The sequence below is a fragment of the Flavobacteriales bacterium TMED191 genome (genome assembly GCA_002171975.2).
Taxonomy (GTDB): domain Bacteria; phylum Bacteroidota; class Bacteroidia; order Flavobacteriales; family TMED113.
This window is the reverse complement of sequence record NHIO02000026.1, coordinates 1-15,640: the sequence shown is the minus strand read 5'-3', so window position 1 is coordinate 15,640 and position 15,640 is coordinate 1. Positions and strand designations below refer to the sequence as shown.

13 protein-coding genes are annotated in these 15,640 nt (G+C 46.8%); 8 read left to right on the top strand and 5 right to left on the bottom strand.

Features of this window, described 5'->3' with window-relative positions:
* The 5 genes from CBD51_002640 to CBD51_002620 all read right to left on the bottom strand — a co-directional run.
* A partial coding sequence (locus tag CBD51_002640) for an allophanate hydrolase (GenBank protein RPG59761.1) occupies nucleotides 1-352 on the bottom strand: 352 nt, incomplete at its 3' end.
* 53 nt (nucleotides 353-405) lie between these two features.
* Nucleotides 406-1,815 (bottom strand): hypothetical protein, encoded by a 1,410-nt coding sequence (locus CBD51_002635; protein RPG59760.1) that lies wholly within the window; start codon nucleotides 1,813-1,815, stop codon nucleotides 406-408.
* A gap of 219 nt (nucleotides 1,816-2,034) precedes the next feature.
* Nucleotides 2,035-2,820 carry an ABC transporter ATP-binding protein gene (locus tag CBD51_002630; GenBank protein RPG59759.1) on the bottom strand — a complete coding sequence of 262 codons (786 nt, stop codon included), beginning with the start codon at nucleotides 2,818-2,820 and terminating at the stop codon, nucleotides 2,035-2,037.
* A 1-nt stretch (nucleotide 2,821) separates the two neighbouring features.
* Nucleotides 2,822-3,877 carry a hypothetical protein gene (locus tag CBD51_002625; protein RPG59758.1) on the bottom strand — a complete coding sequence of 352 codons (1,056 nt, stop codon included), beginning with the start codon at nucleotides 3,875-3,877 and terminating at the stop codon, nucleotides 2,822-2,824.
* Between the two features lie 422 nt (nucleotides 3,878-4,299).
* Nucleotides 4,300-5,127, bottom strand: a complete 828-nt coding sequence (locus CBD51_002620; protein ID RPG59757.1) for an ABC transporter permease — start codon at nucleotides 5,125-5,127, stop codon at nucleotides 4,300-4,302.
* A 253-nt stretch (nucleotides 5,128-5,380) separates the two neighbouring features.
* Between CBD51_002620 and CBD51_002615 the strand changes: the two genes are divergently transcribed.
* The 8 genes from CBD51_002615 (at nucleotide 5,381) to CBD51_002580 (ending at nucleotide 14,869) form a co-directional block, all read left to right on the top strand.
* Nucleotides 5,381-6,283 carry an amidophosphoribosyltransferase gene (locus CBD51_002615; protein ID RPG59756.1) on the top strand — a complete coding sequence of 301 codons (903 nt, stop codon included), beginning with the start codon at nucleotides 5,381-5,383 and terminating at the stop codon, nucleotides 6,281-6,283.
* Nucleotides 6,280-6,957 (top strand): protein glxC, encoded by a 678-nt coding sequence (locus tag CBD51_002610; protein ID RPG59755.1) that lies wholly within the window; start codon nucleotides 6,280-6,282, stop codon nucleotides 6,955-6,957. The genes CBD51_002615 and CBD51_002610 overlap by 4 nt, the downstream gene beginning before the upstream one ends.
* 8 nt (nucleotides 6,958-6,965) lie before the next feature.
* On the top strand, nucleotides 6,966-8,288 hold the full coding sequence (locus CBD51_002605; GenBank protein RPG59754.1) for an FMN-binding glutamate synthase family protein: 1,323 nt from the start codon (nucleotides 6,966-6,968) through the stop codon (nucleotides 8,286-8,288).
* A gap of 28 nt (nucleotides 8,289-8,316) precedes the next feature.
* On the top strand, nucleotides 8,317-9,624 hold the full coding sequence (gene glnT / locus CBD51_002600; protein RPG59753.1) for a type III glutamate--ammonia ligase: 1,308 nt from the start codon (nucleotides 8,317-8,319) through the stop codon (nucleotides 9,622-9,624).
* 26 nt (nucleotides 9,625-9,650) lie between these two features.
* Nucleotides 9,651-10,907: a sarcosine oxidase subunit beta family protein gene (locus tag CBD51_002595; protein RPG59752.1), complete on the top strand. Its 1,257-nt coding sequence runs from the start codon at nucleotides 9,651-9,653 to the stop codon at nucleotides 10,905-10,907.
* A gap of 11 nt (nucleotides 10,908-10,918) precedes the next feature.
* On the top strand, nucleotides 10,919-11,212 hold the full coding sequence (locus CBD51_002590) for a sarcosine oxidase subunit delta (protein ID RPG59751.1): 294 nt from the start codon (nucleotides 10,919-10,921) through the stop codon (nucleotides 11,210-11,212).
* Nucleotides 11,213-11,220: 8 nt separating this feature from the next.
* Entirely contained in the window at nucleotides 11,221-14,232 is a 3,012-nt protein-coding gene (locus tag CBD51_002585; GenBank protein RPG59762.1) for a sarcosine oxidase subunit alpha family protein, read from the top strand.
* A complete protein-coding gene (locus CBD51_002580) occupies nucleotides 14,225-14,869 on the top strand; it encodes a hypothetical protein (protein RPG59750.1) in 645 nt (214 codons plus the stop codon). Before CBD51_002585 ends, CBD51_002580 begins: the two co-directional genes overlap by 8 nt.
* The last annotated feature ends 771 nt before the right edge of the window (nucleotides 14,870-15,640 follow it).

Below are 15,640 nucleotides of genomic sequence, written 5' to 3'. Positions count from 1 at the left end.
CCCCAGCAGCCAGTAATTGTCGTACAACGGGAGCAGTTTCATCCGGAAGATGGGCGTAAGCCGGGCAACTTGCCGAGGTCGGCATTCCCTCAACATGGATATTATCCTTGACCGAAAATGGGATACCGAAGAGTGGCAAACCTGAGGAAAATTTGTCGCCAAGCCTATCGGCAACGCTGAGAGCTTCCTCCTCTGGTACTAAATATTCCCAAACGAAATTTTTTCCTTGAGCGGAAATCCGCTTGTACACCTCTTTGATCACATCACGAGGCACCCAATCTCCCCGGGAATAGCCTCTATGAAGAAATTTTATCCCGAGCGTTGTATCGCTTGTCAGGGTGTTATTCGTCATGTTTTATNAAAAAAACCCNGAGAATTTTTTTATNTTCAAATCANAAAATTNAGTCAGAGCCTGACCCGCTCATGCACCTNATTTATTGACTCTCTCAACTTATCTAGAACCGAGGAGAGATTGCAAAATAGCAGCTCCTTATCAGCTAACACCGTTCTACCATCGATAATTACCGTTTCTACATCGGCGCTCGAGGCCCCAAAAACCAAAAANTTAAACGGATCTCGCAACGGTAAAGCGTGTGGAGTATTGTAATCCATTATCACAATATCAGCCTTACACCCCGGTGCTAAACGCCCAATGTCCTCTCTNTTNAAGGCTTTTGCCCCTCCAACCGTTGCAGCATGGAAGACTTCGCGTGCAGTTCCCACTTTCGGATCTTGATCAGCTATTTTAGACAGAATTGCTGCCCACCTCATTTCGTTGATCATGTTAAATGGAAACGTATCGGTACCTAAACACATGTTTACCCCGGCCCNNTGATATTTTGAGAAAGATCTCATAAATCTGCCTTGGCGAACCTGAATCCATGGCAAGTGTGCTATTGAGGCCCCAGAGTCCCNCAGAGTCTCTAGGTCACCTGTAGCAAAATTATCCACATCGCCATCCTCGGAGAGAAACATCCCATGCCCTATAGTAAGGTCCGCGCCCAAAAGCCCCGTGTCCGCAATGTATTCGATGGTTGTCTTNTTATAACGCCGCATAATTTCCTTAAATTCCTGAGTTGTTTGNCCCGCATGGAGCTGTATGGGTATTCCAGTCTCATTTGCAACTTCGCGAGTGCCCTCCAAAAGTTCTGGATCACAAGTATCAACCTGNCCTGGGGCCAACATNGTACGNAGNCGNTCATTAAAGCGCCCATTTTGCTCTCTGCAAAACTTTACGCACTCGTCAAATCGCGGCAGTCCATCCTGAGGNTANCGACTATATCTCGCTTCACCATCNTCACCTAAACCCCAATACATGGTTCTATACCTGGGACCGATGTACAATCGCAGACCCATATCGCATGCAATATTTGATATTGTCTTGGTGTGGGACAGGTCCCCCCCTTCCATCATCTCATAGTCAAATCCCAATTCAACTGCCGTGGTTGTTCCTGATAAAATTAACTCGGCGAAAGCACATTCTGCGGCATTGAATTCATCATNNGCGCTAACTGCTCCTCTTACTGCAGGCAGNTGTTTNTANAGGGTGTCACGCCAGTCATGATGACCCTGGTCGACAAGAAGTTCGCCAGTGTATGCGGTATCAGTCACGTGCATGTGCATGTTGATAAAACCCGGGAGAACTAGCTTNCCTGAAGCATTAATTATGACATCCGCTTCGCCGGTATATTCGGATCCAATTTGGGTAATTAAATTGCCATTAAAAACAACTANTCCGTCTTCAATGATNACATGCTCATTATTTTCAAAGGCTAAAACCGTGCCGCCCTTAATNAGCGTTTGCATTTCAAACAANTCCTTAAGCAGATAAAATTATGTTATTTGTAAAATATAAATATAATCAGATAATTTTTNAATTTTTGATATTATTTTCNGTTTCTCTTACAGATTTATTTATTATTCTCNAATATTNNGATAAATACCGACGNGCTNNATGATTGGAGGATCGAAAATCGGAAACTTCGCTCATTTTTTGATATGCTACCGAGACCGTTGAAACGCAGCAAAAGACCCTTATCCCTCGCGCATAGCCACATAGAGCTGCTCGCGGATCTGAAGAAACTGAGGATGTAATCGATTCTTACCATCCCAACGAGGGTCCGGGAGTTCAACGTCAACGATGTCACGAAATCCTCCTTTGCCAAGACCTCGAGGCGAGAAAAGGAAAACCTTGTCGGATAAAAAAACTGCCTCATCAATGCTATGGGTCACAAAAATAATTGTACAACCTGTTCGTCTATGAATTCGAAGTAATTCTTCTTGAAGATTTTCCCGGGTTTGCACGTCAACGGCTGCAAATGGCTCGTCCATAAGCATTATTTGTGGTTTTGCTGCGATGACCCTCGCTACACCCACACGCTGTCTCATCCCGCCCGATAATTGGTAAATGAACTTATCTTCAAATCCTTGAAGTCCGACAAGCTCGACCATCTCGTCGCTCACCTCTCTGCGTTCCTTGATAGGTGTTCCCAGACATCTCAGACTGAATTCAATATTGTCTCTTACAGTGAGCCATTCAAATAATGCCCCGCTCTGGAAAACCATTGCCCGATCGGGCCCAGGCCCCGCAATTGGCGTACCCCCAAAATTCATAAGGCCCGATGTTGGTTTTAAAAACCCTGCGATTAAATTTAATAACGTGGTTTTTCCACAACCAGAAGGACCCAGAAGTGACAAAAAACTTTTTTCGCCCAACGAAAACGATAGATTCTCGAATATACGCAAATCATCGTAAGAATAAGATAAAGCCTCGGCGGAAAGAAGTGGTGTTTCCGGGTCAATTCTGGAAGTGGAGATCATTTTACTTCGGGCAAACCGGGCCGTTCGAAGCATCTCCAGGATACGCTGCAAGATACTTAGCTACCGGCTTGTTATTGATTACCTCGACTAGGTTGGTCGGCACCGATTTCAGACGGTCAAGACTTATCAAAAAGTTAGCCAGACCCTCGTAATGTTTGTACAAGCGGCCCTTTTCCACTTCGCCAGGCTTACCCATGTAATCGTTAGACAGTAATTCACCAAAAGAAGGCCATTTCGTTCCAGCTCTTTTGAGCAAACCGGTCAATTGCTCCGGGGGCTGCTTTATTCGCGCAGACTCAAAACCGAGAGTTTTTTGACATTCTTTATTTAACTGTTGTAAGGCCAAGCTCCATCCTCGAATAAATTTTTGCATGTTTTCCGGATTTTTCCTCGCATACTCTTTTCTGGCAATCCAAATACCCAATAGCCATTGGTCAAGTGATTTGGATGAGGCAATCGGAACGCCGCCATTTCGCTCGATTAATCCGGCGTTTGTCTCCCATATCACTGCGACATCGATCTGCTTAGTCAACATCGCCGCTGGCAATTGAGACGGCTGAATATTTATTAATGATACGTCGGAGGCTGTTAAATTAGCTTGTTCAAGCATCGCAAGGGTATGATTATGCCCGGAAGATCCAAAAGCCATTCCGATTTTTTTTCCTCTTAAATCAGTGATCTTTTTAATTCCAGAGTCAGGTTGCACAATCACGCGAAGGTAGGATGGCCAATCATGTGAGACCAAGAAGACCTCCAACGGTATGCCATTTGAGAAACCAGTGAGCGCTGCAAATTCTCCCATCCATCCAATATCGACCTTACTTGCTGCCATCGCCGGCAATATTTTTCCGCCTGATGGAAACGAAGTAAGGCTGTAATCAAGACCCACTTTTTTAAAAATACCTCCTTTGTGGGCTGCCATTAACACAATATTCACGTCAGCGCTCTGCCAAGCGATGCGCATTGTTTCCGCCTCTGAACTTTTTTGAAAACCAAAAAACGAAGTCATAAAAGTAAGAGCAAAAAAGACAGATGCCATTCTCGTATATTTTTTCATGTGATATCCTCATCTTGGTGATAAAACTGTAATTGTGGCAACGATATTGAATAAGCCGACGCGCTGGTCGCATAGAGTTAAGATCGCATACCCCTCTTACGGTCTATGCATCGGACTCATTCTGGAAATTCCAAATGCTCAAAAACTTGGAAATTCGGGCTCAAGGTCAGGTCTAGTAATTGAAAAATAAAGAGCTGGCGGTGCACGCTAAACCGCTCAAATACGCATCTGGTATGAGAGATCCTGATCATGGCGTGACACGATTTTGCATCTCGCGACTTCGGGATAGAGACGGTCTACTCCATTCAATCGTCCCTCAATAATATCTGTGCCGCTAACATGGTCGATCATGAAAATTCTGGAGAAGGATCAGATGACCGTGCGGGGTGTTATTGGTTTGAAGGCATTGTTGGCAGCAATTATTAGTTTTTGCCCTCCCAATGCACCCACCTGTTCAGGGCATAGTTAAGCCCCCTATCCCAGGTAAAACCAAGAATACCAATCAATAAAATACCAACAAAGACGTCTGGCATGCGAAAAAAAGAGGCAGCATCCATAATAACGAAACCCAACCCCAGATCCCCGCCCAGTAGTTCGGCTGCCACTAAAATTGAAAAAGCCGCGGCTGCCGAAACACGTAATCCCGACATTATGCTCGGAAGGGCTGCCGGAACGATCACGAAAAAAAGTGTTTGACGGGGATTTGCCCCCAACGATTGTGCAGCGCGTATTTTATCCTCTGGTACACTACGCACTCCTGCCTCAGTACTTAGCATTACGATCAGTACCACGTAATAAAATATTAAAAGAATTTTTGAGACATCCCCGATCCCGAACCATAAAATAAACAATGGAATAAATGCGAGTGGCGGTATCGGCCTGATGGTCTCTGCAGGCACAAGAAATATAGCATTCACATCTCTATAGACCCCCCTAAGAAGCCCGATGAAAACGCCAATTATTGTTGCTGCTAAAAATGCTACTACAACCCGGTATAAACTTGCCGCGATATGTATGATTATTCCCGAACCACTGTACCCATTGGTTATGATTTCCCAAAAAGCCTGCCAGATAACCACTGGTGAAGGCAAAATTATAGGGTTTGCTACACCAAATTCTACTGTTAGGTACCAGATAAGTATCAGAGATATGGGTGAAATAATCGCTAGGACTGCGTAACGAGAACCCCATTGGGTTCCTCGGCTTTTCTTGCCGATGTATTTCTGAGTAATAGTCTGTATTGTTTTCATAATTTTTCACCCGATTTTTGCACAGGAGCAGGTTCAGTCACTCTTTACAGCGATTGATGTGTCATGATCATTGGTATTCCATTCCAATATGTTAGGACACTTTTTGGCATATTGATTGGAATATTTCCGAATGAACCGTATGCAGTAATTGCACTTCAGCTTCGTAAAAAATATGACCTAGGATGGTGATGTTTATGAGTGAGGTGTACCAGGGTGCAAAAGTCAGTTGTTTATATAAGGATGTTAAAAAAAAATGTGCGGTGTGATAGGCCTGTACCTAAAAGACAAAAGCTTACATGCCCGGCTCGGTAGCCTTTTTGCACCGATGCTACTCGAGATGACCGAGCGAGGGCCAGATAGTGCCGGCGTGGCGGTATATCGTGAGGATCCTCTTAAGCGCAACAAACTTACTGTTTACAGTGCAGCGAAAGACATTAGTTGGGCGGATCTGGCTTCGGACCTCGAAAAGCACTCTGGGATACACGTTCAATTTCAACAATGTTCGTCACATGCCACTCTCTCTGCTGACATGGGAATTAGCATTATGCGCTCGTGGGTGGAGAAAAACCGACCGGATATAAAAATTATGAGCTCGGGCTCCGCGCTCGAAATTTATAAAGAAAAAGGTTTACCGGAGAACGTATTAAAACAATTTAATGTGGCGAGCATGGCGGGTTCTCACATGATCGGTCATACTCGGATGGCAACTGAAAGCTCGGTTTCCACAGCGGGTGCACACCCATTCAGCACAGGCGAAGACGTTTGCCTGGTCCACAATGGTTCTCTTTCAAATCATAACGAACTACGCCGCCGCTTGGAGAATGATGCCGAAATTAGTTTCCAAACGGATAATGACAGCGAAGTAGCCGCGGGCTATCTAGCCGACCAACTCTCACGAGGGTCTGATCTGAGAGGTGCACTCGAGGCAGCAATCAAAGATCTTGATGGCTTTTATACCTTTGCAGTCGGAACAAGAGATGGATTTGCCGTTCTCAGAGACCCAATAGCTTGTAAACCGGCTATTTTAGCTGAAACCGAACAGTGGGTTGCGATGGGCTCTGAATTCCGTGCCTTTACTAATCTCCCCAACATTGAGCGTGCTCGGGTTTGGGAGCCAGAGCCTGGCATCATTTACCATTGGAAGAATGCCCAATGACCAAAATTGATCTAACTGCAGACGGCCTGAGAGCAGTAAACGTGAAGTTACAAAATCCACAAAAAATTGATATGAAATTCGATATTCTAAACCCCAATGGAGCCCATTCATTGGCTTGCGGGATCACCCACCCGATAAAGGTCCGGATCGCAGGACATGTTGGTTACTACTGTGCGGGAATGAACCAACAAGCTCACATTGATGTCATGGGCAATGCTGGCGTAGGGGTAGCTGAGAATCTCGTTAGTGGAACGGTGCAAATTGCAGGAGATGCCAGTCAATCCGCAGGTGCTTCGGGCGTTGGAGGGTTACTAATTATNAAGGGTAACGCCTCAGCCCGTTGCGGGATTTCGATGAGGGGTATCGATATCGTTGTGCGTGGGTCAGTTGGACACAATGCCGCCTTTATGGCCCAAGCCGGAAACCTTGTCGTATGCGGTGATGCCGAGGATGGTCTAGGTGACTCAATATATGAGGCTGTCATTTATGTGAGAGGTTCAGTAAAGGCATTAGGCGCTGATTGCGTCGAAAAGCCAATGACGCAAGATCACGTTGAATCTCTCTCTAGCCTTTTGGAAAAGGCAAATGAGGACGCAGATCCAGAATCTTTTCGGAGATATGGTTCAGCCAGACAGTTGTACCATTTTAAAACAGAAAATATGGCATCTTATTAGAGGCNNCTATGGAAACAGATAGNNATAAATTGCGCGAGTCTTACCTCTTTGATCGCAAAATTATAAGCGAGATTCAGCGTTCTGCGGAGGAGGGTATTTACAAGATACGGGGCTTTGGTGCTAAGCGCGCTCTGCCCCATTTTGATGACTTAGTGTTTTTAGGTGCGAGTGTGTCACGTTACCCACTGGAGGGCTACCGTGAGACTTGCGGCACTGATGTTGTTATTGGTGCTGACCGTGCCGAAAATCCGCTAAGTTTGGACATTCCAATTACTATAGCAGGAATGAGCTTTGGGTCGATTTCGACAAATGCCAAAGAGGCGTTAGGACGTGGAGCAACAGAGCTAGGCACAAGCACAACCACCGGCGATGGGGGGATGACGGAAGAAGAGAGGAAATACTCTCAAAAGCTTGTTTACCAATACTTACCATCAAGATACGGCATGAACCCTGACGATTTACGGCAAGCCGATGCCATTGAGGTTGTGATCGGACAAGGAGCAAAACCCGGCGGCGGCGGAATGCTACTCGGTCACAAAATCGACAAGCGCGTGGCAGAAATGCGTACCTTGCCGAGGGACATTGACCAACGTAGTGCATGTCGACATCCAGATTGGACAGGTCCCGACGATTTAAAAATAAAAATTGGAGAATTGCGTGAAATAACAGGCTGGCGGGTACCAATTACGGTAAAGGTCGGTGCAACCCGAACGTACTATGATACGTTGTTAGCTGTAAAAGCCGGAGCCGACGCTGTGATCGTGGATGGCATGCAAGGCGGAACTGGAGCAACACAAGATTGCTTTATTGAACATGTCGGGATCCCTACACTGCCTGCTGTAAGACTGGCCGCCAATGCTCTGCGGGAACTTGGGCTTCACCGAGGGAAGGTTAAATTAATTATTTCGGGTGGCATCCGCTCAGGTGCTGATGTCGCAAAAGCTATCGCTCTTGGGGCTGACGCTGTCTCAATCGGAACCGCAGCCCTGATTGCTCTTGGTGACAACAGTCCTGATCTTCGCGANGAGTATACTAAGCTTGGATCCGCTCCTGGTTTTTATGACGATTGGCAAGCAGGCCGNGATCCAGCCGGAATTACAACGCAAGATCCGGAGCTAATCAAACGCTTAGATCCAATAATTGGCGGTCGTAGGATCGCAAATTACCTTCGCGTTTTAACGTTAGAGGCACAAACTCTCGCNCGCGCCTGCGGCAAAAGTCATATACACAACTTGGAGCCAGAGGACCTTAACGCTCTGACCGTCGAGGCCGCAGCAATGGCGGGCGTCCCCCTCGCAGGTACAGATTGGATACCGGGTAAGCCTCTATAGATGGAACCAATTAATAAAGGACAGTTCAATGGTCAGCAAATTGGAGACCTTCGCAAAATCGAATAATATTGAGTACTTTTTGATTAACTTTACAGATCTATTAGGGTTCCAACGTTCAAAACTTGTGCCTAGGCGAGCAATAGCAGAGATGGAGGACTCTGGAGCAGGTTTCGCAGGATTTGCGAGTTATCTTGACATGTCACCGGCTCATTCGGATGTTTTCGGCATCCCAGATCCGGACAGCGTCATACAATTACCGTGGAAGCCTGGAGTTGCATGGGTCGCAAGCGATTTGGTGATGGATGGTGAGCCCGTTCGCCAAGCGCCCCGCGTTGTATTACTCGAATTGCTGCAAAAAGCGCACTCCGCTGGTTTCACCTTAAAGTCTGGCGTTGAGGCGGAGTTTATGCTGCTGANCCAAGGGGGCGATGAGATTTCTGACGNTTTAGATAATGCCNGCAAACCTTGTTACGACCAACAATCACTTATGCGACGTTATGAGGTAATCGCTGAAATCTCTGATTACATGATATCGCTTGGATGGGATCCTTACCAAAATGATCATGAAGACGGTAATGGCCAATTCGAGATGAATTGGAATTATGCCAACGCACTCATCACTGCCGATCGCCATGCCTTTTTTAAATTTATGGTCAAATCAGTTGCTGAAAAGCACGGGTTTCGAGCAACGTTCATGCCAAAACCTTTTCTGGGCGTAACGGGTAATGGTTGCCACATTCATGCTTCCGTTTGGGATGGCGAAGAAGGGCGAAATCTTTTTCATGATGAAAAGCACGAGCTCGGTCTGTCACGTATGGCCACCCAATTTATAGGAGGCCTGATCCACAATGCTGAGGCGTTGTGCGCAATCACNAANCCGACNGTCAATTCNTATAAAAGGATAAATGCTCCCGTAACTGGTTCAGGGTCGACATGGGCCCCTAATACAATTACTTGGTCAGGTAATAACAGGACGCACATGATTCGCGTACCAGATAAGGGAAGATTTGAACTTCGCCTGCCGGATGGGGCGACGAACCCATATTTGTTGCAGGCNGTAATTTTAGCAGCGGGCCTCAATGGCGTTGAATATGCTCGCGATCCCGGCAAGCGCATGGATATGGATATGTACGCGGCTGGTAATAGTGTGAAAGGCGCAAAAAAATTACCTTTATATCTTTTGGACGCGCTCCGCGCCCTAGATAGAAACAAAGTACTTAAAAATGACCTTGGTGATGAATTCTCGTCGGCCTATCTCAAACTTAAGATGAGAGAGTGGGATGACTACTCTCATAGCCTAAGTCCTTGGGAGAGGGACAATGCACTCGATATATAAATCGCAACCCAGTAGGGAAGATAATTTTGGCTGAATATTCATTTATCGAGTTAGCGAAAAATGCCATCACCGGTAACAGCAATTGGGGTCGGGTATGGCGAGATCCGGAACCAAAAAAACATTACGACGTCATAATCGTGGGTGGTGGCGGGCACGGCTTGGCGAGCGCTTTCTACCTTGCAAAAAATCACGGTGTCAAAAAAGTTGCTGTGCTTGAAAAGGGCTGGCTCGGCGGGGGAAATACCGGGCGAAATACTACAATCATCCGGTCAAATTATTTGTTGGATGAGAACGCGCTTTTTTATGAGAAAGCTCTGCAGCTTTGGGAGCAGTTAAGCCACGAACTTAATTTCAACGTAATGTTTAGCCAGAGGGGCGTGATTAATCTAGCCCACTCCGATGCACAAATGGATGCCTTTGCGAGGCGGGGAAACTCTATGATCTTGAATGGCATTGATGCGGAACTTTATGATTTACCGCAAGTAAAAAAGTTACTCCCCTATTTGGATTATTCTGACGAGGCGAGATTTCCCATTTGTGGCGGTTTGNTTCAGCGTCGTGGTGGAACTGCACGCCATGANGCAGTTGCTTGGGGCTTAGCCAGAGCCGCCGACCGGCTCGGTGTAGACATTATTCAAAACTGTGAAGNCTTAGATTTTCAACAGGCGAACAACAGGGTAACAGCCGTAAAAACCTCACGCGGTTTAATCGGGTGTGATAGGATTGGAATTTCCGTTGCTGGGCACTCTGGAGCTTTAACAGCAAGACTAGACATAAAGCTGCCAATAGAAAGCCACATATTACAAGCATTTGTCTCGGAACCTGTAAAACCGATGGTTGATACAGTTGTAACATTCGGGGCGGGCCACTTTTATCTAAATCAATCAGACAAGGGCAGTTTGGTTTTTGGAGGTGACCTCGATATGTACAACTCTTATGCACAGCGCGGTAATATGCACACCGTTGAGAACGTCGTTAGCGCTGGTATCGCAATGATACCAAGTTTGTCCCGCCTCCGATTGCAAAGGCATTGGGGCGGTATAATGGACATGTCTATGGATGGGAGTCCAATTATCGATAAAACACGGATAGATAATTTATATCTTAATTGCGGATGGTGCTACGGCGGGTTTAAAGCAACCCCAGGGTCTGGTTGGGTATTCGCACATACGATTGCAAATGATGAACCACATAAATTGATAAAGGGCTTCAATCTTGATCGATTTAAAACGGGCAATCTTCTAGATGAACGGGGTGCAGGTCCATACCCAAACCGACATTAAGCGGTCTTAAAATGATAAGAATAAGATGTCCATTCTGNGGAATTCGAGACCACTCGGAATTTTCTTACTTGGGTGACGCCAGCAAGGTTCGGCCATCTGGCGCCGAAGCGAACACACCCGAGATCTGGTATGATTATTTATATATCAGAGACAATCCCCGTGGCCCCCATTTGGAACTTTGGCAACATGTGCATGGATGTCGCTCCTTCGTGAAAGTAGAGAGAAACACGTTAACGCATGAGGTGTTGAGTTGCTCGAGTCCATTTGACGACCCAGATTTAGACGTGTCAGGAGGTACCGATTGAAATTATCGATAAAAAAAGATTGGTGTCCTCGTCTCAATCAAGGTGGTGAAATAGATCGTTCAATCACAATACCCTTTAAATTCGATGGTAAACGATATCAGGGGTATCAAGGTGACACGCTGGCGTCGGCTTTATTAGCGAATGGGGTCCAATTGGTTGGGCGCAGTTTTAAATACCATCGCCCGCGTGGTATTTTCTCTGCCGGCACAGAGGAGCCTAACGCGCTGGTGGAGTTGCGAACTGGCAGACGACGGGAGCCAAATACTAGGGCGACAACGGTAGAATTATTCCCAGACCTCTCGGCAAGAAGCCAAAACTGCTGGCCAAGTCTGAAATTTGATGTGCTACAAGTGAATTCCCTTTTGGCACCAATTTTTGCGGCAGGTTTCTATTACAAAACCTTTATGGGCGTGCCAGGTTGGCATTTTTACGAATACTTTATCCGTCGCGCCGCTGGGATGGGTTCGGGCACGCATGAAATCGACCCTGATATCTATGACAAAAGTCATGCGTATTGTGATTTATTAATCGTTGGCGGCGGCCCAGCGGGGATTGCAGCCGCATTGGTTGCTGGCAAGTCGGGTTTGAGGGTCATCCTCCTCGAGGAAAGTGATACTTTGGGAGGGCGCCTTCGTGGTGACGATGAGAGATTGGACGGTGAACCCGGATTGAGATGGGTAAGGGAGTCGTCCGCTAAACTCTCGCAATATGAGGACGTCTCGGTAATGACCCGAACGACCGCGTTTGGCTATTATGATGGTAATGCTGTTTCGGCTGTAGAACGCGTGTCGGATTATTTGACAGTCCCATCGCCGTATTCGGTTCGGCAACGCCTGTGGCATATTCGCGCGCGGCACGTAATTCTCGCTACAGGAGCGACGGAACGGCCATTAGTATTCACCGGCAATGATCGGCCAGGGGTAATGCTGGCCAACGCGGCAAGAACTTACGTGAATCGTTTCGCTGTGCGGCCAGGAAAAAGGGCCGTAATTTTTGCCAACAATGACGATGCTTATCGGACAGCATTAGATTTATTTAGGGCCAAAATTGATATTTGCGCCGTCGTCGACAGTCGCCACCAATCTCAGGGTTTTTATCAATCGGAGGCTCGAGCCTCTGGGATTTTATGTCTTCCGGGTTCTGTAATTAAACGCACGTATGGTCACTTTCGCCTTACGGGAGTCGAAATTGCGACTCTCGATGAAGATTGCAAATCAATTTCAAAATCCTGCATGCGCGTTGATTGCGACTTACTTGCTATTTCCGGCGGTTGGAGCCCAAATATTCATCTGCATTTGCATACCGGAGGTAGGCCGATATTTTCAGACTCTATCGCTGCTTTTATTCCCGATAAGTCTCAGCAGGGAGAACAAATAATTGGTGCAGCAGCTGGTGTATTCTCGCTTCACGAGTGTCTTTTGAGTGGTCGCGATGCTGGATGCAACGCAGCGCAAATGATGGGATTTTCATCAGCACCATTAGAGCTTCCGGTTACTCGCAATGACGCAAAATGGTCTATCAAACCACTATGGCAGGTCCCGGGTCGTGGCACGAAATTTGTTGATTTACAGGATGATGTAACCTCGGATGATATAGATTTGGCCCATCTGGAGGGCTACGTTTCAATGGAACACCTGAAGCGTTACACAACATTAGGAATGGGCACTGACCAAGGAAAAACGTCAAATATGAACGGTCATGCTATTATGGCCGATAAAAGAGGCATCAGTATTCAAGAAGCAGGAACTACCACTTTTAGACCGCCCTACAGCCCGGTTGCACTCGGAACTATTGCAGGACGGGACATTGGCGCTAATTTTGCCCCAACACGGCATACGCCCCTGCACGATTGGCACATCGCAAATGGGGCCCAATTTATTGAGACGGGAGACTGGAAGCGTCCGAGATTTTACCTGCGCGAAGGAGAAAAACTTACGGGAGAGAATATTGACCGAGCAATAACACGCGAGGTGATTGGTACCCGCAATAGTGTTGGTGTGATAGACATCTCGACTCTCGGCAAGATCGATATTCAGGGTCCAGACNCCGCGGAATTTTTAAACAGGCTTTACATTAATAATGGCTGGAAAAGTCTTCCGATTGGTAAAGCCAAGTATGGAATAATGCTGCGTGAAGACGGCATCGTATTTGATGATGGAACCACCAGCCGTTTATCGAAAAACAGATATTTTATGACCACAACGACGACAAATGCGGCGGCCGTCCTGAGCCAAATGGAATTATACCTTCAACTCCACTGGTCGTATCTCGATGTCAAAATTGCTTCAGTGACGGATACGTGGTCAGTCCTCTCAATTGCTGGGCCTAAAAGTCGCGAAGTGCTGCGCGCAGTGACTGAAAATTTAGACGTCTCCAATGATGCCCTTCGTCACTTGGAGGTAAGGGAGGCAAACATTGGTGGAGTTCCATGTCGCATTGCTNGGATTAGCTACTCCGGNGAATTAGCTTATGAAATCTACTCNCCTGCAGATTACGGCTATCTCGTATGGGATAGGATNATAAAAGCGGGNAAAATTTACGACATAACGCCTTACGGTACCGAAGCTCTGGCAATTATGCGAATTGAGAAGGGTCATATCGCGGCAGGCGAAATGGACGGCAGAACCACAATAGAAGATCTCGGNTTCGGCCGAATGGCCAGCGAGAGTAAGGAATACATCGGGCGAAGTATGATGAAGCGGGAGGGATTGATTAGTAAACATCGGCCGCAGTTTGTCGGGTTGATCCCAGCAGACGGCAAAACCAGATTACGAGCAGGTTCAATACTCGTCGCGAGCCCAAAATTAAAGCCGCCAGTTCCCAAGTTAGGGCATATTTCCTCCTCTGCGTATTTGAGCCCCACACTTGGCCATCCGATCGCGCTTGGCTTTGTTAGAGGCGGGCTTGAGAGAAAAACTAAGACCATCTGGGCAATGTTCCCGCTTCGGAATGAGGTAATAGAGGTGCAGGTCGTCGATCCAGTCTTTTGGGATAAAAAAGGGCAGCGACTTCATGCCTAAGNANAATTTCGAACCAATACGTCGCTCTATTCTTGCCTCAAAAATGGTTGCTGGCTCATATGGCAGGGTTGGTTTATCCGGGCATTCAGTTAGGTTTTGCGAGCGTCATCCGATAACCATTGTTCAGATTGAAACTCAGAGTAGCCATCTGGGAGATGTGCTCGCCGAGGCGGAGAGGGTACTGGGAAAACGACCAACAGTATCATTTCAATCTGACACCGGTTCTGATTACCCTCGAATTATCAGAACTGGCCCGAATCGTATGATTGTGGTGGAGCCAGAGGACCGTAACTTGGAGGCAATCCTCCACGATAATTTATCGACCAAAGGCGCCTCAGTTCTCGATCTTTCCCATGGAAGAGTTTCCATTCGCGTTTCTGGTGAACACGCACGACGAGTTTTCATGAAAGGTTCAGCTATCGATTGGCACAAGAGTTCTCTTCGCTCTGGGATGTGCGCGCAAACGGCAATGTTCTCCATAAATACAACTATTGACTGTCTTGATGTCGATACTTTTGATCTCTATTTCCCACGCTCTCTCGCAGAGAGTTTCTGGCATCGTATATCCGACGCTGCAGCCGAATTTGGTTATTTGGTGACGGTTATTAACTTGGATCACCAATTTTCATCCGCATGAGGTAGCGAGATATAAACCGATAATTCCAATGAGTGAGGGGTATTCGAGCTGAACTCGACCCAGGGAGGTGATCGACACCTCGAACTGAAAAACGGCCGAAAAGCAGTAACGTTCCAATTGCACAGGATGAGGGTGCAGCAGGTAAACAGCTGGTGCCTCCTGGCAACCCGCCGAATAATCGGGAGGCATCAATCGTGATAAGAGTTTAAAACAGTGCCGTCGACTGCAACGTAGGCAAGTTTGAACCGAAATTTCTTCTGCAGGTTTGATCTTAGTAGATAGAACCAAGAGGGGAAATTTAACTTTTATTGCTAAGCTTTTTTGCCGGCCTTGCTGTCGAGCAATAGTACTTCTCCGTCTCAGCCGACGGCGAATACATTAATGGGAACGTCGCGATTAATGACACGGGCGAATGCCTATTAGTCGCGTTTAAGTTATCAAAGGCCGAGCCACANCTCTTCTTCAACACCAACACGCTCTGTGGGTCACTTCAAGACTCAAATTGGCTCATCAAAATATCTGATCACCCAGGATTTCAATAACGCTGAAAACACGTCACGACAAAAATTAGAATATCTTGTCTCTCAGGTTTCGTCATAAATTCCAGTATTCTCTCTCGAAGTCGTTGTTCCCGACGGGAATCACCCCGGATTTGGAAGTGCCTTACGCAGGCTTAAGGATACCTTTTGAGGTTTTTTCCTGCTAAGAGCTATTTATCTGGTCTTCACTCACTGCATCTCCCCATGGTGATGAGGGTTCAGTGATCCCATG

What these genes read in the sequence shown, in the direction of transcription:
- CBD51_002630 (RPG59759.1), bottom strand. Translation starts at nt 2,820, where the DNA reads ATGATCTCCACTTCCAGAATTGACCCGGAAACACCACTTCTTTCCGCC.
- CBD51_002625 (RPG59758.1), bottom strand. Translation starts at nt 3,877, where the DNA reads ATGAAAAAATATACGAGAATGGCATCTGTCTTTTTTGCTCTTACTTTT.
- CBD51_002620 (RPG59757.1), bottom strand. Translation starts at nt 5,127, where the DNA reads ATGAAAACAATACAGACTATTACTCAGAAATACATCGGCAAGAAAAGC.
- CBD51_002615 (RPG59756.1), top strand. Translation starts at nt 5,381, where the DNA reads ATGTGCGGTGTGATAGGCCTGTACCTAAAAGACAAAAGCTTACATGCC.